The organism is Streptomyces sp. NPDC031426, assembly GCF_055581585.1.
Window position 1 is genome coordinate 101139 of record NZ_JBVIJE010000011.1, and the last position, 23133, is coordinate 124271.

General features: G+C 71.6%; 22 protein-coding genes. 13 read left to right on the forward strand and 9 right to left on the reverse strand.

Going from position 1 to position 23133, the window contains the following annotated elements; translation table 11 throughout:
- Positions 1-3 precede the first annotated feature (3 nt).
- On the reverse strand, positions 4-591 hold the full coding sequence (locus ACZ5NH_RS23790) for a flavodoxin family protein (RefSeq protein WP_388619457.1): 588 nt from the start codon (positions 589-591) through the stop codon (positions 4-6).
- Positions 592-785: 194 nt separating this feature from the next.
- Here ACZ5NH_RS23790 and ACZ5NH_RS23795 point away from each other — a divergent pair, with 194 nt between their 5' ends.
- Positions 786-1913, forward strand: a complete 1128-nt coding sequence (locus ACZ5NH_RS23795) for a hypothetical protein (protein ID WP_468777909.1) — start codon at positions 786-788, stop codon at positions 1911-1913.
- Positions 1914-1942: 29 nt separating this feature from the next.
- On the opposite strand, the gene ACZ5NH_RS23800 is transcribed toward ACZ5NH_RS23795, so the two are convergent.
- From ACZ5NH_RS23800 to ACZ5NH_RS23810, 3 genes are all read right to left on the reverse strand, one after another.
- Entirely contained in the window at positions 1943-2410 is a 468-nt protein-coding gene (locus tag ACZ5NH_RS23800) for a VOC family protein (RefSeq protein ID WP_388619461.1), read from the reverse strand.
- Positions 2411-2447: 37 nt separating this feature from the next.
- Complete coding sequence (rarD, locus tag ACZ5NH_RS23805; RefSeq protein ID WP_468777911.1) at positions 2448-3398, reverse strand: EamA family transporter RarD; 951 nt, start codon at positions 3396-3398, stop codon at positions 2448-2450.
- A gap of 112 nt (positions 3399-3510) precedes the next feature.
- Complete coding sequence (locus tag ACZ5NH_RS23810) at positions 3511-4365, reverse strand: SDR family oxidoreductase (RefSeq protein WP_468777913.1); 855 nt, start codon at positions 4363-4365, stop codon at positions 3511-3513.
- Between the two features lie 101 nt (positions 4366-4466).
- Between ACZ5NH_RS23810 and ACZ5NH_RS23815 the strand changes: the two genes are divergently transcribed.
- Positions 4467-4871, forward strand: a complete 405-nt coding sequence (locus ACZ5NH_RS23815) for a winged helix-turn-helix transcriptional regulator (protein WP_468777915.1) — start codon at positions 4467-4469, stop codon at positions 4869-4871.
- Between the two features lie 17 nt (positions 4872-4888).
- Here the strand turns inward: ACZ5NH_RS23815 and ACZ5NH_RS23820 are convergent, their stop codons facing one another.
- The 5 genes from ACZ5NH_RS23820 to ACZ5NH_RS23840 form a co-directional block, all read right to left on the reverse strand.
- On the reverse strand, positions 4889-5950 hold the full coding sequence (locus ACZ5NH_RS23820; protein WP_468777916.1) for a 2-oxoacid:ferredoxin oxidoreductase subunit beta: 1062 nt from the start codon (positions 5948-5950) through the stop codon (positions 4889-4891).
- Positions 5943-7871, reverse strand: a complete 1929-nt coding sequence (locus ACZ5NH_RS23825) for a 2-oxoacid:acceptor oxidoreductase subunit alpha (RefSeq protein ID WP_468777918.1) — start codon at positions 7869-7871, stop codon at positions 5943-5945. Before ACZ5NH_RS23825 ends, ACZ5NH_RS23820 begins: the two co-directional genes overlap by 8 nt.
- A gap of 243 nt (positions 7872-8114) precedes the next feature.
- Complete coding sequence (locus ACZ5NH_RS23830; protein ID WP_468777920.1) at positions 8115-8804, reverse strand: LuxR C-terminal-related transcriptional regulator; 690 nt, start codon at positions 8802-8804, stop codon at positions 8115-8117.
- Between the two features lie 121 nt (positions 8805-8925).
- Positions 8926-10260, reverse strand: coding sequence for a sensor histidine kinase (locus tag ACZ5NH_RS23835; RefSeq protein ID WP_468777922.1), 1335 nt, complete (start codon positions 10258-10260; stop codon positions 8926-8928).
- Between the two features lie 295 nt (positions 10261-10555).
- Positions 10556-11737, reverse strand: coding sequence for a sensor histidine kinase (locus tag ACZ5NH_RS23840; RefSeq protein ID WP_468777924.1), 1182 nt, complete (start codon positions 11735-11737; stop codon positions 10556-10558).
- A 201-nt stretch (positions 11738-11938) separates the two neighbouring features.
- Between ACZ5NH_RS23840 and ACZ5NH_RS23845 the strand changes: the two genes are divergently transcribed.
- The 11 genes from ACZ5NH_RS23845 (at position 11939) to htpX (ending at position 23127) form a co-directional block, all read left to right on the forward strand.
- Positions 11939-12358: an NADH-quinone oxidoreductase subunit A gene (locus ACZ5NH_RS23845; RefSeq protein ID WP_468777925.1), complete on the forward strand. Its 420-nt coding sequence runs from the start codon at positions 11939-11941 to the stop codon at positions 12356-12358.
- Complete coding sequence (locus ACZ5NH_RS23850; protein ID WP_468777927.1) at positions 12349-12945, forward strand: NADH-quinone oxidoreductase subunit B; 597 nt, start codon at positions 12349-12351, stop codon at positions 12943-12945. Before ACZ5NH_RS23845 ends, ACZ5NH_RS23850 begins: the two co-directional genes overlap by 10 nt.
- Positions 12942-14414 (forward strand): NADH-quinone oxidoreductase subunit C, encoded by a 1473-nt coding sequence (locus tag ACZ5NH_RS23855; protein ID WP_468777928.1) that lies wholly within the window; start codon positions 12942-12944, stop codon positions 14412-14414. Before ACZ5NH_RS23850 ends, ACZ5NH_RS23855 begins: the two co-directional genes overlap by 4 nt.
- Positions 14411-15379: a complex I subunit 1/NuoH family protein gene (locus ACZ5NH_RS23860; RefSeq protein WP_451552437.1), complete on the forward strand. Its 969-nt coding sequence runs from the start codon at positions 14411-14413 to the stop codon at positions 15377-15379. Before ACZ5NH_RS23855 ends, ACZ5NH_RS23860 begins: the two co-directional genes overlap by 4 nt.
- Positions 15379-15930, forward strand: coding sequence for a NuoI/complex I 23 kDa subunit family protein (locus tag ACZ5NH_RS23865; protein WP_468777929.1), 552 nt, complete (start codon positions 15379-15381; stop codon positions 15928-15930). The genes ACZ5NH_RS23860 and ACZ5NH_RS23865 overlap by 1 nt, the downstream gene beginning before the upstream one ends.
- Positions 15931-15971: 41 nt before the next feature.
- Complete coding sequence (locus ACZ5NH_RS23870; RefSeq protein WP_388621015.1) at positions 15972-16610, forward strand: NADH-quinone oxidoreductase subunit J family protein; 639 nt, start codon at positions 15972-15974, stop codon at positions 16608-16610.
- On the forward strand, positions 16610-16984 hold the full coding sequence (gene nuoK / locus ACZ5NH_RS23875; RefSeq protein ID WP_365722952.1) for an NADH-quinone oxidoreductase subunit NuoK: 375 nt from the start codon (positions 16610-16612) through the stop codon (positions 16982-16984). Before ACZ5NH_RS23870 ends, nuoK begins: the two co-directional genes overlap by 1 nt.
- Entirely contained in the window at positions 16981-18975 is a 1995-nt protein-coding gene (locus tag ACZ5NH_RS23880) for an NADH-quinone oxidoreductase subunit 5 family protein (protein WP_468777931.1), read from the forward strand. The genes nuoK and ACZ5NH_RS23880 overlap by 4 nt, the downstream gene beginning before the upstream one ends.
- A gap of 6 nt (positions 18976-18981) precedes the next feature.
- A complete protein-coding gene (locus ACZ5NH_RS23885) occupies positions 18982-20556 on the forward strand; it encodes an NADH-quinone oxidoreductase subunit M (RefSeq protein ID WP_468777933.1) in 1575 nt (524 codons plus the stop codon).
- A complete protein-coding gene (locus tag ACZ5NH_RS23890; protein WP_468777934.1) occupies positions 20553-22073 on the forward strand; it encodes an NADH-quinone oxidoreductase subunit N in 1521 nt (506 codons plus the stop codon). Before ACZ5NH_RS23885 ends, ACZ5NH_RS23890 begins: the two co-directional genes overlap by 4 nt.
- Before the next feature lie 190 nt (positions 22074-22263).
- Positions 22264-23127, forward strand: a complete 864-nt coding sequence (gene htpX / locus ACZ5NH_RS23895) for a zinc metalloprotease HtpX (RefSeq protein WP_450982761.1) — start codon at positions 22264-22266, stop codon at positions 23125-23127.
- Positions 23128-23133: the final 6 nt, after the last annotated feature.

A 23133-nucleotide genomic window follows, 5' to 3' on the forward strand; every position in this document is an offset into this window, starting at 1 on the left:
GTCTCAGGCGATGTCGTACGGGAAACGTGCGAAGGGGGCGTCCTGGGCGAAGAAGGTCTTGGCGCGTGCCAGCGCATCGGTGTCCTTCAGTACGTCACCCGGAGCGCTGCCGTTGCCCAGCAGGACGCCGCCGAAGCGCATCCCCATGTAGGCGGCCGAGTTGTTGAGCGTGCCGGTGTAGGGCTCGGCGACCGACTGCTCGGCGTGGGCGAGCGCGGCGATGCCCCAGAGGGTGCGCCCGGCCAGGGTCGCCTTGAAGTCGACGTCCGGGGTGCGCAGCCAGGCCGACCAGTAGTCGAGGTAGCGCTTGGTGAGGCCGGACACCGAGTACCAGTACAGCGGCGAGGCGATCACGATGTCCGTGGCCGCCAGGGTGGCGTCCAGCAGCAGCCCGGTCGCGCTGTCCGACGGCGGTCGTACGTGGTCGCTGTCGTGCCGCAGGTCCACGAAGTCGGGCAGCGGGTGCTCGGCCAGGCGGATCCAGCGCTGTTCGGTGTCAGCGGGCAACTGCTCGGCCGCCGCGCGGGCCAGCAGTTCGGTGTTGCCCTCGGCGCGGGCGCTGCCCAGGACGAAGAGAAAACGACGGCTCATGGGATCCCCCGGGGTGTGCGGTCGTACAAAGATAGAGGCGTGTGCATTTTATGCACAAGCAAGTAATGCGCGCCAGGGTGCGGCTGGTGCGAGGCTGTGACGCTGCGGTGACGCGGAAAGCGAAGCGAACCGACACACTGGTCGGCAGGACGCGTACGACCGGATCGCGACGCCGGGGGAGTGAGGGAAAGCCGATGTCTCGAGTCAGCTTCGAGAAGAAGCAGGCACAGCAGCCCATGGCGCATCCGGCGGTGGTACCGGTCCGGGTGTTCGGCGCGGGAGGCGCGTCGGTGGGCGGGACGTCGGTGGTGGCGTCGCCGGGGGAGGAGATCCAGCAGGCCGTCCTCAACCACCTCCAGCGTCTGGCCATAAGCCTCGGCGCCCCCATACGCGCCACGATCCGCGACGACTTGGCGGGCTGCGTGGTTCCCCTGGAGGTCTCGGCGGACGGCTCCAGCAGGGTCACGGGGCAGGCGGTACGCGTGGCCGCACCGGCGAAGTCTGATGCCGCGGGCGCGGCTTCGCCGGAGCGGCCGACCACGGCGGACGCCCCTCCACCGGCGGCAGGGGCTTTGCAGGCGGCCGTGCCTTCGCAGGCGGCCGACCCTTCGTCGGAGGGCGTGCGGGAGGCGTCCCCGCCGAAGCAGTCGGCGTCCGTGCCGGCCGGGACCGTGCAGGCGCCGACGGGACAGTTCGGCCCCGCGCCGGTCATGCCGGTCACCAAGGCCCCGGCGCCCGTCGCCTACGTCCCCGAGCCCGAGCCCGCCCCCACCACCCCGACCCCGACCCCCGCCCGGGGCTTCGACGCCGTCGCCGAGGAGGTGCTCGGGGACGAGCCCGTGACCGAGACCGCGGAGGGGGCCGAGTTGCTCACCGAGCCGATGACGCGGATCAACGAGGCCGTGCGATCCGGCCGTATCGAGGCGGCGGCGCAGCTCGCCGACCGTACGGTCGCCGATGCGGCCACCGTGCTGGGCCCCGGCCATGCCGAGGTGCTGCACCTGCGCGAACTGTCGGCCTACATCGCCTACTTGGGAGGCGATCCGGTCGGCGCCTGCCGGCAGTCCCTGGACCTCGCGCGGCTGCGCCGGCAGGCGCGGGACGCGGAGGCCGCCTACGGCAACGTGCAGAGCGCGGCGACCGCGTGGCGCGCGGTGCGCGATCCCGAGGAGGGCCTGCGACTGGGCCGCGACCTCATCGCACTGTGGGCGGACCTCACCACCGAGCCGGGTCCCGCCGCCGACGACCCGCGCCCGCTGGAGTCCGCCCGCGCCCGCATGGTCCGCCTGACCGACCGGGCGGCCCGCGCCGCACAGTCGTAACCTGTGGCACCCGGCGCCGGGCAACGCGCCTACTGCAGGCAGAATTCGTTGCCCTCCGGGTCCGTCATCACCAGCCACTGCCCGCCCGGCTCCTTCACCTCGCGAACCACCCGCGCGCCCAGCCCCTCCAGGCGTGCCACCTCCGCCGCGCGCCGTTCCGGGCCGGCGTGCAGGTCGAGGTGGAGCCGGTTCTTGACCGTCTTCGGTTCCGGGACACGTTGGAAGAGCAGGCGCCGGCCCAGCCCCGTGCCGGTGTCCGGGTCGTACGGATCCTCGGGATGCCGTACGGCGATCAGGTCACGGAAGGCCGGGCGGCCGTGGTACTCGACGGTCGCCCCGCCGGGCAGCGCTCCGGCCGCCAGCAACCGCTCGACGAGGGCGCTGTTGTCCTCGGCCGTGTAGTGCAGCGCGGCGGCCCAGAAGTCGGCCTGGGCGTGCGGGTCGGCCGCGTCGATGACGAGCTTCCAGTGCAGTGGTGCGGGCGTCTGTGTCGACATGGTCGCCACTTATAGCGCGCGGCACTGACAATGGCCGTCAGGCCTCCACCGCCGCGGACTCGGCCCGGTCGCCGCGTGCCACCACGAGCGATTGCCTGGTCCGCCGCGCCGAGCGCAGGGCGTCGCCCGTGAGCAGCATCAGGGCCAGCCAGACCAGCGCGAATCCGGCCCAGCGCTCGGGCGGCATGGCCTCGTGGAAGTACAGGATGCCGAGCAGGAACTGGAAGACGGGAGCCAGGTACTGCAGCAGGCCGAGTGTGGACAGCGGCACGCGGATGGCCGCCGCGCCGAAGCAGACCAGGGGCAGTGCGGTGACCAGGCCGGTGGAGGCGAGGAGGGCGGCGTGCCCGGTCCCGCCGCTCGTGAAGCTGGCCTTGCCGTGCGCGCCGAGCCACAGCAGATAGCCGAGTGCGGGCAGGAACTGGATCGCGGTCTCGGCAGCCAGCGACTCCAGGCCGCCGAGGGCGACCTTCTTCTTGACCAGGCCGTAGGTGGCGAAGGAGAACGCGAGCACGAGCGAGATCCACGGCGGGCGGCCGTAGCCGATGGTCAGGACGACGACGGCGGCGAGGCCGGTGGCGACCGCCGCCCACTGCACGGGCCGTAGCCGCTCCTTGAGCAGCAGCACGCCCATCGCGATGGTCACCAGCGGGTTGATGAAGTATCCGAGGGAGGCCTCGACCACATGACCGGAGTTCACGGACCAGATGTAGACGCCCCAGTTCACGGTGATGACGGCGGCGGCCACGGCGACGAGCGCGAGCCGGCGCGGCCGGCGCAGCAGCTCACCGGCCCACGCCCAGCGCCGTACGAAGAGCAGGGCGACGGCGACGACGAGCAGGGACCACACCATGCGGTGAGCGAGGATCTCCACCGCCCCGGCGGGCTTCAGCAAAGGCCAGAACAGGGGCACCAGGCCCCACATGCCGTAGGCGGCGAAGCCGTTCAGCAGGCCTATTCGGTGCTCACCCTTGGACTTCCCGGCCACCGGGCCCTCCCTCTCGCATCAGACACGCGAGAACGAAGGTAGCGCCGAAACCCGCGGCTGTCATGGCCGTATCGCCATACGGTCATGACAGCCGCGGTGGATCATGGGCCGCTCAGCCCTTGAGCGCGGCGGTGACCGCCTCCGTCAGCGGGGTGGTGGGACGGCCGGTCAGCCGCGACAGGTCGCCGGAGGAGACCACCAGCTCGCCCTTCTCGATCGAGGCGTCCACGCCGGCCAGGATCGTGGCCAGCGGTCCGGGCAGCCCGGCGCCGGTGAGGATGTCGGCGAAGGTCTCCACGGAGACCGCGTTGTAGACGATCTCCTTGCCGGTCTGCCGGCTCAGCTCGGCCGCGTACTCGGCGAAGCCCCACGCCTCGTCGCCGCCCAGCTCGTAGGTCTTGTTCTCGTGACCCTCGCCGGTCAGCACCGCGACCGCCGCGGCGGCGTAGTCGGCGCGGGCGGCCGAGGAGACCCGCCCGTCGCCGGCGGCCTGGACGACCGCGCCGTGCTCCAGCACCGGGGCCAGGTTCTCGGTGTAGTTCTCGTGGTACCAGCCGTTGCGCAGCAGGGTGTACGGCAGGCCGGAGGCGAGCAGCACCTCCTCCGTCGCCCGGTGGTCGTCCGCGAGCGCGGCGGTGAGGCTGCCCGGGGCGCTGGTGTAGGCGAGCAGCGCCACACCGGCCGCCTGCGCGGCGTCGATGACGACCTTGTGCTGCTGCACCCGGCCCCTGTCGAACTCGTTGCCCGAGATCAGCAGCACCTTGTCACCGGCGGCGAACAGGCCGTCGAAAGTCTCGGGCGCGTTGTAGTCGGCGACGGCCGGCTTCACCCCGCGGGAGGCGAAGTCGGCGGCCTTCGCCTCGTCGCGCACGACGGCGGTGATCTGCTCCGCGGGTACCTTCTCCAGCAGCTGCTCCACTACGTGCCGGCCGAGGTGTCCGGTGGCTCCGGTGACGACGATGCTCATGGTTCAGAACTCCTTGTGGGGTGCCGTGACTCTCGTTTGACACTCACCCTAGGATGGGCGCTAACCAAACGAAAGTAGCCACTTTGAAGTAAGGTACGGTCATGTCGGTAAGTGACTGGAAGGGTGACGGCGAGGCCATGTGCCCCCACCGCCTGGTCCTGGAGCACATCACCAGCCGCTGGGGTGTGCTGGTGCTGATCCAGCTCCTCGAACGCCCGTACCGCTTCAGCGAACTGCGCCGGGCGATCAGCGGTCTCGGCGGGCGTGGCGTGAGCGAGAAGATGCTCACGCAGACCCTCCAGACCCTGGAGCGCGACGGTCTCGTCCACCGGGACGCCAAGCCCGTCATCCCGCCGCGCGTCGACTACTCCCTGACGGGTCTGGGCCGCGAGGCGGCGGAGCAGGTGCGCGCACTGGCCCGGTGGACCGAGCGGCGCATGGACGACGTCCTCGGCGCCCGCCGGGCATACGACGAGGCCCGGGACGTCCGGTCCCGGGCCTCGTAGCCAAGCCGAGGGCGTCCTCAGCCGATGACCGTCCAGGTGTCCCCGCCCGCCAGCAGCGCGGCCAGGTCGCCCTTGCCCTTCTGCTCGATCGCGGTGTCCAGCTGCTCGGCCATCGCCGTGTCGTAGACCGGCCGGTCGACCGAGCGGAAGACACCGATCGGAGTGTGGTGCAGGGTGTCGGGGTCGGCGAGCCGGGAGAGGGCGAAGGCGGTGGTCGGGGACGCGGCGTGGGCGTCGTGGACCAGGATGTCCGCCTCGTTCTCCGGCGTCACCGTGACGACCTCCAGGTCACCTGTGACCCGGTTGCGTACGACGCCGCGCGCGCCGGCGCCCCCGAAGCGGATCGGCTGTCCGTGCTCCAGCCGGATCAGGGCCTCCTCGGCCTGCTGCTTGTCCTTCAGGGCGTCGAAGGCGCCGTCGTTGAAGATGTTGCAGTTCTGGTAGATCTCGATCAGCGCGGTGCCCGGGTGGTCGGCGGCCGCGCGCAGCACCTCGGTCAGATGCTTGCGGTCGGAGTCGATGGTGCGGGCGACGAAGGACGCCTCCGCGCCGATCGCCAGCGACACCGGGTTGAACGGCGCGTCCAGCGAGCCCATCGGCGTCGACTTGGTGATCTTGCCCAGCTCGGAGGTCGGCGAGTACTGGCCCTTGGTCAGGCCGTAGATCCGGTTGTTGAACAGCAGGATCTTCAGGTTGACGTTGCGGCGCAGGGCGTGGATCAGGTGGTTGCCGCCGATCGACAGCGCGTCGCCGTCACCGGTGACCACCCACACCGACAAATCCCGCCTGCTCGTGGCCAGGCCGGTGGCGATGGCGGGGGCGCGGCCGTGGATGGAGTGCATCCCGTAGGTGTTCATGTAGTACGGGAAGCGGGAGGAGCAGCCGATGCCGGAGACGAAGACGATGTTCTCCTTCGCCAGCCCCAGCTCCGGCATGAAGCCCTGCACGGCGGCGAGGATCGCGTAGTCGCCGCAGCCCGGGCACCAGCGCACCTCCTGGTCCGACTTGAAGTCCTTCATCGACTGCTTGGCCTCGGCCTTGGGGACCAGCTGCAGCAGCCCGTTGCCGGTGTCAGTCATCGATGGCCTCCTTCAGCGCCGCGGCGAGCTGTTGCGCCTTGAACGGCATGCCGTTGACCTGGGTGTAGGAGTGGGCGTCGACCAGGTACTTCGCCCGGATCAGGGTGGCGAGCTGCCCGAGGTTCATCTCGGGGATGACCACCTTGTCGTACCGCTTCAGGACCTCACCCAGATTCCGCGGGAAGGGGTTGAGGTGGCGCAGGTGGGCCTGGGCGATCGCCTCGCCGGAGCGGCGCAGCCGCCGTACCGCCGCCGTGATCGGCCCGTAGGTGGAGCCCCAGCCCAGTACCAGGGTGGTCGCGCCGTGCGGGTCGTCCACCTCGATGTCGGGGACCTCGACGCCGTCGACCTTGGCCTGCCGGGTGCGGACCATGAAGTCGTGGTTGGCCGGGTCGTAGGAGATGTTGCCCGTGCCGTCCTGCTTCTCGATGCCGCCGATGCGGTGCTCAAGTCCCGGGGTGCCCGGGAGCGCCCATGGCCGGGCGAGGGTCTCGGGGTCGCGCTTGTACGGCCAGAAGACCTCGGTGCCCTCGTCCAGGGTGTGGTTCGGGCCGGAGGCGAACTGCACCCGCAGATCGGGCAGTTCGTGCAGGTCGGGGATTCGCCACGGCTCGGAGCCGTTGGCCAGGTAGCCGTCGGACAGCAGCATCACCGGGGTGCGGTAGGTCAGGGCGATCCGTGCCGCCTCCAGGGCGGCGTCGAAGCAGTCCGCCGGCGTCTTCGGCGCGACGATCGGCACCGGGGCCTCGCCGTTGCGGCCGAACATCGCCTGCAGCAGGTCCGCCTGCTCGGTCTTGGTCGGCAGACCCGTGGACGGGCCGCCGCGCTGGATGTCGACCACGAGCAGCGGCAGCTCCAGGGAGACCGCGAGCCCGATCGTCTCGCTCTTCAGCGCGATCCCGGGACCGGACGTCGTCGTCACCGCGAGCGAACCGCCGAACGCCGCGCCCAGCGCCGCGCCGATGCCCGCGATCTCGTCCTCGGCCTGGAAGGTCCGCACGCCGAAGTTCTTGTGCTTGCTCAGCTCGTGCAGGATGTCGGATGCCGGGGTGATCGGGTACGAGCCCAGGAACAGCGGCAGGTCCGCCTGCTGGGACGCGGTGATCAGGCCGTAGGCCAGGGCGAGGTTGCCGGAGATGTTGCGGTAGGTGCCCACGGGGAAGGCCTTGGCGGCCGGGGCGACCTCGTAGGAGACCGCGAAGTCCTCCGTCGTCTCGCCGAAGTTCCAGCCCGCCCGGAACGCGGCGATGTTCGCCGCCATGATCTGCGGCTTCTTCGCGAACTTGGACTTCAGGAACTTCTCGGTGCCCTCGGTCGGCCGGTGGTACATCCACGACAGCAGACCCAGCGCGAACATGTTCTTGCTGCGCTCGGCCTCCTTGCGGGAGAGGTCGAACTCCTTCAGCGCCTCCACCGTGAGGGTGGTCAGCGGCACCGGGTGCAGGTTGTAGCCGTCCAGCGAGCCGTCGTCCAGCGGGGAGGCGTCGTAGCCGACCTTCTGCAGGGCGCGCTTGGTGAACTCGTCGGTGTTGACGATGATCTCGGCGCCGCGCGGCAGATCGCCGATGTTCGCCTTCAGCGCGGCCGGGTTCATCGCGACCAGGACGTTCGGCGCGTCGCCCGGAGTGAGGATGTCGTGGTCGGCGAAGTGGAGCTGGAAGCTGGAGACGCCGGGCAGGGTGCCGGCGGGCGCGCGGATCTCGGCGGGGAAGTTGGGCAGGGTGGAGAGGTCGTTGCCGAAGGACGCGGTCTCCGAGGTGAACCTGTCACCGGTGAGCTGCATGCCGTCACCCGAGTCCCCCGCGAACCGGATGATCACCCGGTCCAGGCGCCGCACGTCCTTGGCGCCGCCCGGTTTGCGCTGTTCTCCGACGACGGCTCCGTCGGTCTGCTCCGCCTGGCTGCTGACCTGGCTGGTCACTGAACTGGACCTCCTTCGAGGCGGCTGTCCGGGGCGTGGTCGTCCCACGGACCATCCCAGGATCAACCCTACGTCGGTTAGGGTCGCCTTCCCGAGGCGATCCACAGAATGGACGACATCGAGTCGGCACTGAGGTGTCAGGGCGTCCTTCCCCGGTCGCCTCCTCCTGTCTTCCATCCGGGTACCCGGACTTCCCACAGAAGCCGGACCGTCTGACGCCCTGCTGACACAGTGTTCTTCGGATCAGGAGTTCAGATAGGTCAGTACGGCCAGAACACGCCGGTGGTCCCCTTCGCTCGGGGCCAGCCCGAGCTTCAGGAAGATGTTGCTGACGTGCTTCTCCACGGCGCCGTCACTGACCACCAGCTGCCTGGCGATCGCCGAGTTCGTGCGCCCCTCCGCCATCAGCCCCAGCACTTCGCGCTCCCGCGGGGTGAGCCCCGCCAGCACGTCCTGCTTGCGGCTGCGGCCGAGCAGCTGCGCGACCACCTCGGGGTCGAGCGCCGTACCGCCCTGGGCCACCCGCACCACCGCGTCGACGAACTCGCGCACCTCGGCGACCCGGTCCTTGAGCAGATAGCCCACGCCCCGGCTGGAACCGGCCAGCAGTTCGGTGGCGTACCGCTCCTCCACGTACTGCGACAGCACCAGCACCCCGAGCCCCGGGTGGGTCTTCCGCAGCCGTACGGCCGCCCGTACGCCCTCGTCGGTGTGCGTCGGCGGCATCCGTACGTCCGCCACCACCACGTCGGGCAGCTCGCCCTGGGCGTCCAGGTCGGCGACGGTCTTCACCAGGGCCTCCGCGTCCCCGACGCCGGCCACGACGTCGTGCCCGCGGTCGGTCAGCAGCCGGGTCAGGCCCTCCCTGAGCAGCACTGAGTCCTCGGCGATGACCACCCGCACCCTGTCCTCCACGATCTCCCGGCCCCCCATGGTCCCTACGCAGGTCTCGTACGGGGGTCCAGCATTCCAGCATTCGGTACGCGCCGCTCGCGGCACCAGCACAATCCCGCCCCCGGGGCGGAGGCGGGAAAGGCCGGGCCGGGTCCTCGCGTCAGGTGCGCCAGGGCAGTTCCGCGATCACCCGGGTGGGTCCGCCTTCCGGGGAGTCCACCACGAGGACGCCGTCCACCGCGTCCAGGCGGCCGGCGAGACCGGCCAGGCCCGTGCCGCGGGAGGCGTCCGCGCCACCGACGCCGTCGTCGATCACCTGCAGCATCAGCCGGTCCTCCGCGCGCCACACGTCCACCGACGCGGAGCGGGCCCGGCTGTGCTTGCTGACGTTCTGCAGCAGCTCGGAGACCGTGAAGTAGGCGATGCCCTCGATGGCCGGTGCCGGGCGGGCCGGCAGATCGACCTCCACCCGCACCGGCACCGTGCAGCGCGAGGCGACCGAGGACAGCGCCGCGTCCAGGCCGCGGTCGGTCAGCACGGCCGGGTGGATGCCGCGGGCGAGGTCGCGCAGCTCCTGCAGCGCCGTCTTCACCTCGCCGTGCGCCTCCTCCACCATCGCCGCCGCCGCCCGCGGATCCTCCCGCAGCTTCTCCTTCGCCAGCCCCAGGTCCATCGCCAGGTTGACCAGCCGCGCCTGGGCCCCGTCGTGCAGGTCCCGCTCGATGCGCCGCAGATCGGCGGCGGCCGTGTCGACCACCACCCCGCGGTCCGACTCCAGCTCCACCACCCGCGCCGACAGCGGCGAGGGCCCCAGCAGGCCCCGGACCAGCAGTCCGTCCACCGTCGTCAGGGCCCGTACGATCCACGGCGTGGCCAGCGTGAACAGCATCCCCACCAGCGCGGTCACGGTGATCTCGAAGGGGTTGTCGAGATAGACGCTGTGGTGCTGGTCGCCGTACAGCTGGATGCCGCCCTGGCCGGCGTATGCCGGGAAGACCCAGAACCACAGCGGGTACGTCAGCAGCGTCCAGCCCGTCGCCCACAGGCTCACCGCCACCGAGAACGAGAACACCGCCCACGGGAACTGCACCAGCGCGTACAACATGTTCCGCCAGGAGGTGCCGCTCTTGAGCACCGCGCCCATCCAGGCCGGCACGCCCGGCTTGCGCATCCGCAGCGGCTCGGGCTCGGCCACCTCCAGCCGCAGCAGCCCGCGCGCCCGCGCCCGCTCCAACGCGCCGAAACCCCGGCAGCCGGCCAGCGCCGCCGCGAGGACCGGGACGCCGAGGAAGGTCACCAGCAGGCCCGCGCCGAGCGACGCCATGGTCACCGTCCAGGTGAACAGCACGATCGAGATCGGCAGGCTCAGCAGGACATAGCCGAACTCGCGCCAGCTGCGCGCCTCGAACGGTGCCCGCAGGGCGGGAGGGAGCCGAAAGCCGGTGCGGGTCCGTTCGTCCTCCCGCCCGTATCCCTGTCCGTACTCCATGGCCATCGATCGCGTCCCGTTCTCGTCGTGTGAGCGGCGGTTCAGCCGTGTTTCCAGGGTCGTGCGCCGGGGGGTCGCGGGCCATGGAGGTCGTCGGCGTCTCGGGGCGGGGGTTTTCCCCACCATGGCCTCCGGCGGCTGGGCCACCTTGTCTTCGGTGCGGTGGTTTGGTGCCGTTGGTTGCGGATCGCCGTAGGGGGTTCTGCCGTCGGCTCGCTGCGGGGCCGTCGTGGCCGGTCGCGCAGGTCCCCACGCCCCTTAGGGGGTCGCGGGCGCCGGCACTCGGGTACGGACCCGCCGGCTACTCCCTGCGGTCCCGCCACGGCAGCTCGGCTGTGACCACCGTCGGGCCGCCGGGTGGGGAGTCGAGGTCGAACAGGCCGTCCACGGCGCCCAGGCGCTCCGCGAGGCCGCGCATGCCGGTGCCGTCCTGGAGTCGGGCGCCGCCCCGGCCGTCGTCCTGGACCTGGATGAGCAGCCGGTCCTCCGCGCGCCACACGTCCACCGACGCGGAGCGGGCCCCGCTGTGTTTGCTGATGTTCTGCAGCAGCTCGGAGACCGTGAAGTAGGCGATGCCCTCGATGGCCGGTGCCGGGCGGTCCGGCAGGGTCACGGTCACCTTCACCGGCACCGTGCAGCGGGTGGCGACCGAGGACAGGGCCGCGTCCAGGCCCCGGTCGGTGAGTACGGCCGGATGGATGCCGCGGGCGAGGTCGCGCAGCTCCTGGAGGGCCAGCTTCACCTCGCCGTGCGCCTCCTCCACCATCGCCGCCGCCGAGTCGGGATCCTCCAGCAGCTTCTCCTTGGCCAGACCGAGCCCCATGGCCAGGTTGACCAGCCGCGCCTGGGCCCCGTCGTGCAGGTCCCGCTCGATGCGCCGCAGATCGGCGGCGGCCGTGTCGACCACCACCCCGCGGTCCGACTCCAGCTCGGCGATACGGCGCTCCAGCTCGTCCGAGGGCGACAGCAGCCCGCGCACCAGGAAGCGGTCCACGTTCGCCAGGCCCCGCGCCAGGTACGGCAGCACCGGCCACAGCACGAACAGCGAGGTCAGTACGGTGCAGAAGGTGAGGATGCCCCAGGGCAGCCGGATGACGTCGTACAGCAGCGTCCGCCAGCCCACCGGGTCCTTCAGCGCCATCCACAGCCGCTGCGTCAGCGCGCCGCTCTTCGCGAGCGGCAGCGGGGTCGGCTCCTCCACCCGCACCCCGAGCAGCCTTCGCGCGCGGGCCCGCTCCAGCTTCCCCAGCTGCCGGGCACCCAGCAGACTGAGCGCCAGCAGCGGCAGGCCGACGACGGTGATCGTCAGGGACCCGCCGACGGACAGCACAGTGATCGCGTAGACGAAGCCGAACACCGCCACCGGCAGGTTCAGCAGGAGATACAGGATCTCCTTCCACGTGTGCGCGTCGTACGCCGGCCGGATCGGAGGCAGAGGGTCGGTGCCGTCGGCCCGGTCGACGGCTGAGCTGGTAGCGGTCATGACGGTCAGCCTGCCGTGCCGTGCACCCTCCGCGCCATGCGGTACACGCCCTCCGCCGACGGGGGAAAACCCCACCCCGCACACGTCGGCCGTCGCCGCCATCTGTCCCACGGCGTGACGGGCTGCTTACTGGCTCTTTATCAGGGCCTAGACTCCCGTGCGTACAGATCGTCGAATGATGTCAGGGAGCGAGGTCGGACGGTGCGGGAGACGTTGGGGGACTCGACGGCCGCCGCGGCGAACGTCATCGCGGCCGGCTACTTCCGGTCCTACTCGGTCGTGGGCCTGCTCGCGCTGATCGGCGTGCTGTTCGTCGCGGTCGCCTTCGGCGCGGGCCGCCTGCTGCGCCCGGTCGTGCCGACCCCCGAGAAACTGCTGACCTACGAGTGCGGCGTCGACCCCGTCGGCGAGGGCTGGGCCCACACCCAGGTCCGCTACTACGTCTACGCCTTCCTGTACGTCATCTTCGCCGTCGACTCGATCTTCCTGTTCCCCTGGGCGACGGTCTTCGCCGCCCCCGGCTACGGCGCGACGACGCTCGTGGAGATGTTCGTCTTCCTCGGCTTCCTCGCCGTGGGCCTGCTGTACGCATACAAGAAGGGCGTCCTGACATGGACGTGACCCCCACCCCTGTGTCGCTCCCGGAGCCGAAGCGGCTGGGCGCACTCGCCCGCCTGGCCCCCGAGCCGATGAAGGTGGTCCTGAACTGGGGCCGCCGGTACTCGCTCTGGGTCTTCAACTTCGGCCTCGCCTGCTGTGCGATCGAGTTCATCGCCGCGTCGATGGCCCGCCACGACTTCATCCGCCTCGGCGTGATCCCGTTCGCCCCGGGCCCGCGCCAGGCCGACCTGATGGTGGTGTCGGGCACGGTCACGGACAAGATGGCCCCGGCCGTCAAGCGTCTGTACGAGCAGATGCCCGAGCCGAAGTACGTCATCTCCTTCGGCGCCTGCTCCAACTGCGGCGGCCCCTACTGGGACTCGTACTCGGTGACGAAGGGCGTCGACCAGATCATCCCGGTCGACGTCTACGTCCCCGGCTGCCCGCCGCGCCCGGAGGCGCTGCTCCAGGGCATCCTCAAGCTCCAGGAGAAGATCGCCCGCGAGTCCCTGAGGGAGCGGTACGGCCACTCCCGGCCGTCGGCGGCCGCCCTGACCAGCGACCTGGTGAAGCCACCCGCCCCCGCCGGTGAGGGGGATGCCCGATGAGCACGGTCGGCTGGCTGCCCGCCCCGGTCGAGGACCTCTTCGGTACGGACGCCACGGCCGAGGAGTCCTACGACCTCCTGACCGTGGACGTGCCGCCGTCCTCCTGGCTCACCGCCCTGGAGACGGCCCGTACGACCCTGGGTTGCAGCTACTTCGACTGGCTGAGCGCGGTCGACGAACCGGGCACGGGCTTCCGCGTCTCCGCCCATGTCGTCGCGCTGGGCCCGGTCCGCCGCCTCCTCGTCCGCACGACCGTCCCGCACGAGGCGCCGGCGCTGCCCTCCGCCGTGGGGGTCTACGCGGGCGCGGCCTGGCACGAGCGCGAGACCCACGAGATGTTCGGCGTGGTGTTCGAAGGTCACCCGGGCCTGGAGCACCTGCTCCTCCCGGAGACCTTCGAGGGCCACCCGCTGCGCAAGGACTTCGTCCTCGCCGCGCGTGTCGCCAAGGCCTGGCCCGGCGCCAAGGAGCCCGGCGAATCCGAGCACGGCGGCCCCAAGCGCCGCCAGATGCTCCCCCCGGGCGTGCCCGACCCCAACGAGTGGGGCCCCCTGAAGGGTCAGCTGCCCCCTGCCCCGGCCCGCCCGGCGCGCGGCGCGGGCCGAGCGGCGGGCGAACGCCCGGCGGCTCGCGCGGCCGCGGCCGGAGACCGCCCGGTACGACGCACCCGCACAGCGGCGGAGGGTGCGGTCGGCCAGACCGCGCAGGCCGCCCCGCCCGAGCCGACGGACGAGGCTGCTGCGGCCGGCGGGGCGAGCGGGGCTGCCGGAGCAGGAACTACAGGGACCGGCGGGGCTGCAGGGGCCGGCGGGGCTGTGGGCGCTGCCGGTGCGCGGCCGCGCCGGATGCGGAGTGCCGGCGAGGGCTCGGTGAGCCAGACGCGGGCGCCCCAGGACGCGGCCGGGCTCAAGCAGGCGGCGGCCGAGGGCGACGCGACCCAGACCGCGGCGGATGCGGCAGCGGAGGGCCCGGCCACCGAGGCCTCCGTGGCCCATGAGCCCGGCCCTGCCCCGGCCCGTCCGCGTCGCGCCCGCAGCGCCTCGGAAGGCTCGGCCTCACAGCGACCCCGGGCTCCTGAACCGGAGGCACCGGCCACGGATGAGCCGACGGCACCGGAAGGCGCCGCCCGTCCCGCCCGCCGGAGCACGACCCCGCGCAGCTCGGACGCCCCATGGCACCACGCCCGCCCGGCCTTCGAGGAGCCCGAACAGGCCCCGGCGGCCCCCGAACAGGCGCCGGAGGAACCGGGGCGGACCCCTGCGGAGCCCGAGCAGGCCTCGACGGAACCTGAGCGGGCGTCTGCGAAGCCTGGGCAGGCCCCCACCGAAGCCGTACAGGCCGAGCAGCAATCCGAACGGCCCGCCGGCACCGGTAACGGCCTCCCCACCGACGACGAGCCCGCCACCCCCGACAACCCCGAGGCCGAACCCGAGCCCAACGACGACACCACCCAAGGAGGCCCGCAGTGAACGGCGCGTTGGACGTCGCCCTGCGACTCGTGGTCGTGTTCGTCGTCTTCCTCACCTTCCCGCTGATCGTCGGCCAGACCGAGCACAAGGTGATGGCGCACATGCAGGGCCGGCTCGGCCCGATGTACGCCGGTGGCTTCCACGGCTGGGCTCAGCTCATCGCGGACGGCGTGAAGTTCGCACAGAAGGAGGACGTGGTCCCGGCCGGCGCCGACCGGCGCGTCTTCCAGCTCGCCCCCGCCGTCGCCCTGCTGCCGTACCTCCTCGTGCTGCTCGCCATCCCGATCGGCCCGAGCAACGGCGCCGTCGGCCAAGTCCTCGACGCCGGTGTGTTCTTCGTGCTCGCCGTGATGGGCGTCGGCGTACTCGGCTCGCTCATGGCCGGCTGGGCCAGCGCGAACAAGTTCTCCCTGCTCGGCGGTCTGCGCACGGCCGCCCAGCTGCTCGCCTACGAACTGCCGATGCTGCTCGCCGCCGCCTCGGTCGCGATGGCGGCGGGCACGGTCTCCCTGCCCGGCATCCTGCACGCCTTCCACTGGTGGTGGGTGCCCTGGCAGATCGTCGGCGCGGTCGTCTTCTTCGTCGCCGGACTCGCCGAGCTGCAGCGCCCGCCGTTCGACATGCCTGTCGCCGACTCGGAGATCATCTTCGGCGCGTACACCGAGTACACCGGTCTGCGGTTCGCACTCTTCCTCCTCGCCGAGTACGCCGGGATCGTCGTCCTGTGCGGCCTGACCACCGTCCTCTTCCTGGGCGGCTGGCACGGCCCGTGGGGCCACGACGGCCTGGGCTGGCTGTGGACCCTGCTGAAGACCGCGATCCTCGCCTTCCTCGTCATCTGGCTCCGCGTCACCTACCCGCGGCTGCGCGAGGACCAGCTCCAGAAGCTGTCCTGGACCCTCCTCGTCCCCCTCTCCCTCGCCCAGATCGCCCTCACCGGCATCGTCAAGGTGGTGATCTCCTGATGGCCCCCATTCCCGGCTCCGGCCTCGCCAAGGGCCTGGCCGTCACCCTCCGCACGATGACCAGGAAGACGGTCACCGAGCAGTACCCGGACGCCCAGCCCGAACTGCCGCCCCGCACGCGTGGCGTGATCGGCCTGTTCGAGGAGAACTGCACGGTCTGCATGCTCTGCGCCCGTGAGTGCCCCGACTGGTGCATCTACATCGACTCCCACAAGGAGACCGTCCCGCCCGCCGCCCCGGGCGGCCGCGAACGCAGCCGCAACGTCCTCGACCGGTTCGCCATCGACTTCTCCCTGTGCATGTACTGCGGTATCTGCATCGAGGTGTGTCCTTTCGACGCCCTGTTCTGGTCCCCGGAGTTCGAGTACGCCGAGACCGACATCCGTGACCTCACCCATGAGCGGGACAAGCTCCGCGAGTGGATGTGGACCGTCCCGGCCCCGCCGGCCCTCGACCCCGCCGCCGAGGAGCCGAAGGAGGTCGCCGCCGCCCGCAAGACCGCCGAGAAGCTGGCGGCCACGCAGGCCGAACCGGGGGAGGGCGCGTCGTGACCCTCGCCTCGACCCTGAGCCCGGCCGCGGGTCGTACCGGCATGCACTTCGCCGCGGCCTCACACGGCTTCCTGTCCCCGACCGGCGTCGAGGTCGCCTTCCTCCTCGTCGGCCTGGTCACCTTCGGCGCCGCGCTCGTCACCGTCACCACCCGCCAGCTGGTGCACGCCGCCCTGTGGCTGGTGGTCGCGCTCGGTGGTCTCGCCGTGGAGTACCTGCTGCTCACGGCCGAGTTCATCGCCTGGGTGCAGGTCCTGATCTACGTCGGTTCCGTCGTCGTCCTCCTGTTGTTCGGTCTGATGCTCACCAAGGCCCCCATCGGCCGCTCCCCGGACGCCGACTCCGGCAACCGCTGGGCCGCCCTGACCGTCGCGGTCGCCGCCGCCGTCGCCCTGGTCTGGGTCGTCGTCGACGCCTTCCGCACCACCTGGATCGACCTGAACGGCCCGGCCGCCGGCTCCACCCGGGTCACCGGCGAGAGCCTGTTCCGCAACTGGGTGCTGCCCTTCGAGGCCCTGTCCGTCCTGCTCCTCGCGGCCCTGGTCGGCGCGATCGTCCTGTCCCGCAAGGCGAAGGCGGAGTCGAACCCTCCCCCTGTGAACTCCCGGGGAGTCACGGAGAGTTCCCCCTCCGTCACGGATTCCGGAATTCACCCGGTCGAGCAGGAAGGCGCCCGCTGATGCACCTCGCCTACCCGGCCGTACTCTCCGCCCTCCTGTTCTGCACCGGCCTGTATGGCGTCCTCGCCCGCCGCAACGCGATCCTGGTCCTGATGTCCGTCGAGCTGATGCTCAACGCCGTCAATCTCAACCTCGTCGCCTTCGACGTCTGGCTCAGCCGGGCCGCGAAGGACACCCTGCACTCCGGCCAGGCGCTGACCCTGTTCACCGTCACCATCGCCGCCGCCGAGATCGGCATCGGCCTGGCGATCGTGCTCGCCGTCTACCGCAACCGCGGCACCTCCGACATCGACAAGCTCCGCGACACCGCCGAGGGCCCCGGCACCGAGGGACCGGGCTCCTCCGCGGCCGAGAAGGCTGAGGCCACCGCGTGACCACGACCACCCTCGCCGCCCTCGTCCCCCTGCTGCCGTTCCTCGGCGCCGCGGCAGGACTTCTGTTCGGCCGCACCGCGCCCGGGTTCATCCGCCCGCTCGCCGTGCTGCCGCCGCTGGCCTCGCTCGTCCTGGCGGCGCTGGTCGCCGCACGCCAGGGCGGCGGTCAGGCCATCGACGCCCACACCGAGCTGACGCCCACCGGCTCGGTCCCCATCGAGCTGGCGCTGCACATCGACGGCTTCGCCGCGCTCGTCGCGATCCTGGTCGCGTTCGTCGCGGCCTGCGTGCAGATCTACTCGACGGGCTATCTGCGCGACGACCCGCGCTACCCCTCGTACGCCGCCCTCGTCTCCCTGTTCACCTCCGCGATGCTTCTGGTCGTCTACTCCGGCGACCTGATCGTGCTGCTGGTCGGCTGGGAAGTCATGGGCATCTGCTCCTACTTCCTGGTGGGCCACTACTGGGAGACGCCCGAGGCCCGCGCCGCCTCCCTGAAGGCCTTCCTGGTCACCAAGCTCGGCGACGTGCCGTTCCTCATCGGCCTGTTCGCCCTCGCCACCGACGCCGGGTCCTTCCGCATCACCCGCGTCCTCGGCGCCGTCGCGAGCGGCAACCTGCACCATCCGACGGTGATCGCCCTGCTGCTCCTCGCGGGCGTCGCGGGCAAGTCGGCACAGTTCCCGCTGCACACCTGGCTCCCGGACGCGATGGCCGGCCCCACACCCGTCTCCGCGCTGATCCACGCCGCGACGATGGTCGCCGCCGGTGTCTACTTCGTCGCCCGTCTCCTCCCGGTGTTCGAGGCCTCCCGGGCCGCGATGACCGTGCTGGCCGTCATGGCCGCCGTCACGATGGTGGGCTCCGGTCTCGCCGCGCTCGCCCAGGACGACATCAAGCGCGTCCTCGCCTACTCGACGATCGGCCAGCTCGGCTACATGACCGGTGCCCTCGCCGTCGGCGACCGCGGTGCCGCCGTCTTCCACCTCCTGTCCCACGGCGCCTTCAAGGCGCTGCTGTTCCTCGCGGCCGGCGTGATCATCCACGCCTCCGGCACCAACTCACTGGCCGCCATGTCCCGGATGAGTCACCTGCGCGACCGTGTTCCGGACGCCTACTGGACGATGACCGTGGCGCTCCTCGCACTCGCCGCGGTCCCGCCGTTCAGCGGCTTCTTCTCCAAGGAGTCCGTCCTCGGCGCCGCCGAGCACGTGGTCGACGGCCATCCGGACCACGCCCCCTGCGCCGCCGGCTGGATCGTCCTCGTCGCCGGTCTGCTCACCGCCCTGCTCACCGCCGCCTACGCGGCGCGGCTGTGGCTGCTGGCCTTCCGCGGCCGGGGCGCCGAGGCCCCCGACCACGGCCGCCAGCCGCTGACGATGACCGTGGTGCTGTGGGTCCTCGCCGTGCCGTCCCTCGCCTTCGGAGGGCTCGCCTACCGCGTCCTGCCCCGCTGGTTCGACGGCCGCGACCTGACCCCGACCCTGCTCACCTCCATCCTGGGCACAGGCCTCGCCGTGGTCGGCGGGCTGCTGACCTACGGCGCCTGGCAGCGCACCACCCAGCTGGCCGCCCGGGTCCCGCTGGGCGCGGTCGCCGCCCATCCGGAGGAGGACGCCGGGCTGGTCGAGGCCGAGGCCATCGCCACCCACGAGCCGGCCTACGGCGACATCGCCTACGCGCCCGACCCGGCGGACCCGGCGCGGCTGCTGCTCGGCCCGCTGCGCCGCCACGCGGCCGCCGGCTTTCACCTGGACGCCGTGTACGCGGCACTGTTCGTCCTTCCGGTCCAGGCCGGAGCGAGCCTCGTCCGGTTCCTCGACCGCGAGGTCGTCGAGACCTACGTACAGGGCGCGGCCGCCCTTCCCCGGCTGCTCGGGGCCGCCGTACGGCGGGCGCAGACCGGCAATGTGCAGACCTATGTGAGCGCGCTGCTCGCCGGCACCGTCCTCCTGGCGGTCGCCGTCGTCCTCGTCGCCACGGGAGCGTGAGCAGGCGTGATCGATATCAACGAGTCCGTGATGCAGTTCCTTCTGGCATTCGTCGTCGTCGGCCCGCTCCTCGGCGCCGTCGCCGCCCTCCTCCCGGCCCCGCCCGGGCTGAAGGGGAAGTCGCCCGCGCAGGCCGTGCTGCGGCACGGCGTGACCGTGACCGGCGCGATCCTCATCGCCGCGATCGTCCTCGCGCTCGGCTTCGACCACGACCACCCGTCGAAGATGCAGGCCACGACGGACATCAGCTGGATCCCCGCGCTCGACGTGCGGATCCACCTCGGCATCGACGGCATCTCCCTCCCCCTCGTCGTCCTGACCGCGCTGCTGACCTTCCTGTGCGCGCTGTACTCCTACTTCAAGCCGCCCGCGGGCGGCTCCCCGAAGGCGTTCGTCGCGCTGCTGCTCCTGCTGGAGTCCGGCACCCTCGCGACCTTCGCCGTCCTCGATCTGCTGCTGTTCTTCCTCGCGTTCGAGATGGTGCTCATCCCGATGTACTTCCTCATCGCCCGCTGGGGTGGCGAGGGCCGGGCCCGGGCCGCGTGGAAGTTCATCCTGTTCACGCTGCTCGGCTCCGTGGTCATGCTGCTCGGCCTGCTCCTGATCGGCATCAAGGCGGGCACGTTCGACATGGTGGCACTCGCCACTGACAACGGCCGGTCGCTGACCGCATCCGTGCAGGTCATCGCCGTTCTGGCGATCGGGATCGGGCTGGCGGTGAAGTCGCCGATGTGGCCGTTCCACAGCTGGCTGCCGGACGCCCACACCGCGGCGCCGACCGTCGGCTCGGTGCTGCTGGCCGGTGTCCTGCTGAAGATGGGTACGTACGGGTTCGTCCGGATCCTGCTGCCGGTGGCGCCGCACGGCTTCCACACCTTCGCGCCGTACATCGCCGCGTTCGCCGTCGTCGGGATCATCTACGGGTCCCTGGCCTGTCTGGCGCTGGCCAAGCGGGGCGCGAAGGGCGATCTCAAGCGGCTGATCGCCTACTCCTCCGTCGGCCACATGGGCTTCGTGCTGCTGGGCGTCGCCACCATGACCCCGACCGGTGTCAACGGCGCCCTGTTCGCCAACATCGCCCACGGCCTCATCACCGGCCTCCTCTTCTTCCTGGTCGGCGCGCTGAAGGACCGCACGGGCACGACCGACCTGGACACCCTCGCCGAGGAGACCGGCGCCGCGCTGTACGGCAAGGCCCCGCGCCTCGGCGGCCTCCTCGCGTTCGGCGCCGTCGCCTCGCTCGGGCTGCCCGGGCTCGCCGGGTTCTGGGGCGAGATGCTGGCCCTGTTCGGCGCGTTCAAGCCCGCCGCCGACCTCAGCCGGCCGGCCTTCCTCACCTTCATGGCGATCGGCGCGTTCGGCACGCTGCTGACGGCCGCGTACATGCTGATCGTGGTCCGCCGCGTCTGCATGGGCGGCGTCGAACAGGAAGTCCCGAAGCTCGCCGACGTACGCGGCTACGAGTTCGCCGCCTGGACCCCGCTCGTCGCCCTCACCGTCGCCGCCGGACTGTGGCCGAGGGCCCTGCTCGGCCTGACCGACCCGGCCGTGCACCAGCTCCTCGCAGGAGGCACCCGATGAGCGCCCAGCCCCTCGCCGAGTCGCTGGTCCAGTCCGTCGACTGGCTGGCCGTCGCCCCGCCCGCCATCGCCGCCGCGGTGGGACTCGTCGTCCTGGTCGCCGACCTGTTCCTGCCCGAGGCCCGCAAGCCCGTCCTCGGCTGGGTCTCGGTCGCCGGACTGGCCGTGGCCGCGCTGATGCTGCTGCCCCTCCTGGACGGCGACCGCAGCACCTTCTGCCTCACCGGCGCCGGTACGCGCGCGTGCAGCTACACCGCCGACCACTTCACGCTGGTCATCCAGTTCCTGGTCCTCGGCGGCGCCCTGCTCGCGGCCCTGCTGTCCGTCACGAATCTCAGCGACGACCAGCGGCGCGTCCCGCCGGGCGAGTTCTGGTTCCTGCTGCTGTCCTCCGCGGCCGGCGCCGCCCTGCTGCCCGCCTCCCGCGACCTGGCCACGCTGATCGTGGCCCTGGAGGTCGCCTCCCTGCCCGCGTTCGCCCTCGTCGGCATCCGGCACGGCGACGAGCGGTCCTCCGAGGCCGCCCTGAAGTTCTTCCTCTCCTCGGTGACGGCCACCGCGGTCAGCCTGATGGGCATCAGCTTCGTCTACGCCTCCACCGGCACTCTCTACCTCACCCAGGTCGCCCAGCGCCTGCCCCACGTCGGCGGACAGCTGCACACGCTCGCCCAGGCGGGTGTCGTCCTCACCCTGATCGGCTTCGCCTTCAAGACGGCCGCCGTCCCCTTCCACTTCTGGGTGCCCGACACCTACGTCGGCGCACCGCTGCCCGTCGCCGCCTACCTGTCGGTCGTCGGCAAGGCGGTCGGCTTCTCCGGCCTGATCCTCGTCACCGTCGTCGCGCTCCCGTCGTACGCCGACGTCTGGGGCCCCGCGCTCGCCGCCCTGGCCGCGCTCACCATGACCGTCGGCAACGTCGGCGCCCTGCGCCAGCAGGCCACGCGCGCGTACAGCGCCGTACGGCTGCTCGCCTGGTCCTCCGTCGGTCAGGCCGGCTACCTGCTGGTGCCGATCGCCGCCGCCGGCTACGCCAAGGACCCGCAGAAGGCGATCGGCTCCACGGTGGCCTACGCGCTGATGTACGGCGCCGTGAACCTCGGCGCGTTCGCGGTGGCCGCCGTGGTGGGCCGTAGCCGGGCCGTGAACCGGATCGCCGACTACCGGGGTCTGTACGCCAGCAACCCGCTCACCGCGCTCCTGCTGGCGTTCTTCCTGCTGTGCCTGGCCGGGCTGCCGCCGGGCGTGATCGGCCTGTTCGCCAAGGTCACCGTGTTCTCGTCGGCCGTCGACGCGGGCCTCGGCTGGCTCGCCGTCGTCATGGCCGTCAACGTGGTGATCGCCCTCTTCTACTACCTGCAGTGGACGGCCCTGCTGTTCCGCGCCCCCGAGGGCGAACCCGCCCGGCACCACGTGCCGGCCCCGCTCACGGCCGCCCTCGCCCTCACCGGTGTACTCGGCGTCGCCCTGTCCGGAGCACCCCAGCTGGTCCTCCGCTTCGCGGCCACCGGCCTGTTCTGAAGGCTCGGCCACGCGCGCGTGGGCACCCGTGCCCTCCACGCGTGCGTGGCCGTATGCGCCCATCACCCGCACGGCCCTGGCGCGCAGCCGCACCCACCAGGGAACTCGCAGCAGCCGCCTGGCGTTGTCACAAGCGGGAGGGTCCACTGGACCAAAGTGTTCCCCAGCTGCACGACTTGGAGGGCGCACGGTGCACCGCCGGCACAACGGGCTCAGGACCGCAGTACTCCTCGGGGGACTGTCCGCACTCATCATCGTCATCGGCAGCCTCTTCGGCCGCACCGGTCTGATCGTCGCGGTCCTGGTGGCCCTGGGCACGAACGCGTACGCGTACTGGAACAGCGACAAGCTGGCCCTGCGCGCGATGCGCGCCCGCCCGGTCAGCGAGTTCGAGGCCCCCGCGCTGTACCGCATGGTCCGCGAGCTGTCCACGCAGGCCCGCCAGCCCATGCCGCGCCTGTACATCTCGCCCACGGAGGCCCCCAACGCCTTCGCCACGGGCCGCAATCCGCGCAACGCGGCCGTGTGCTGCACCGAGGGCATCCTGCGCCTGCTGGACGAGCGTGAGCTGCGGGGCGTCATCGGCCATGAGCTCAGCCACGTCTACAACCGGGACATCCTCATCTCCTCGGTCGCCGGCGCGCTCGCCTCGGTGATCATGTTCCTGGTGAACTTCGCCTGGCTGATCCCGGTCGGCCGCTCGGACGACGACGACGGCCCCGGCCTGCTCGGCCTGCTTCTGATCATGATCCTCGGCCCGCTCGCCGCCAGCCTGATCCAGCTGGCCATCAGCCGCTCCCGCGAGTACGAGGCGGATGCCTCCGGCGCCCAGCTCACCGGCGATCCGCTGGCCCTCGCCAGTGCCCTGCGCAAGCTGGAGACCGGCACCCAGCAGCTCCCGCTGCCCCCCGAGCCGCGGATCGAGACCGCCAGCCACATGATGATCGCGAACCCGTTCCGCTCGGGCCAGGGCCTGACCAAGATGTTCTCCACGCACCCGCCGATGGCGGACCGCATCGCCCGGCTGGAACAAATGGCAGGCCGCCACAGGTGAGTCCGC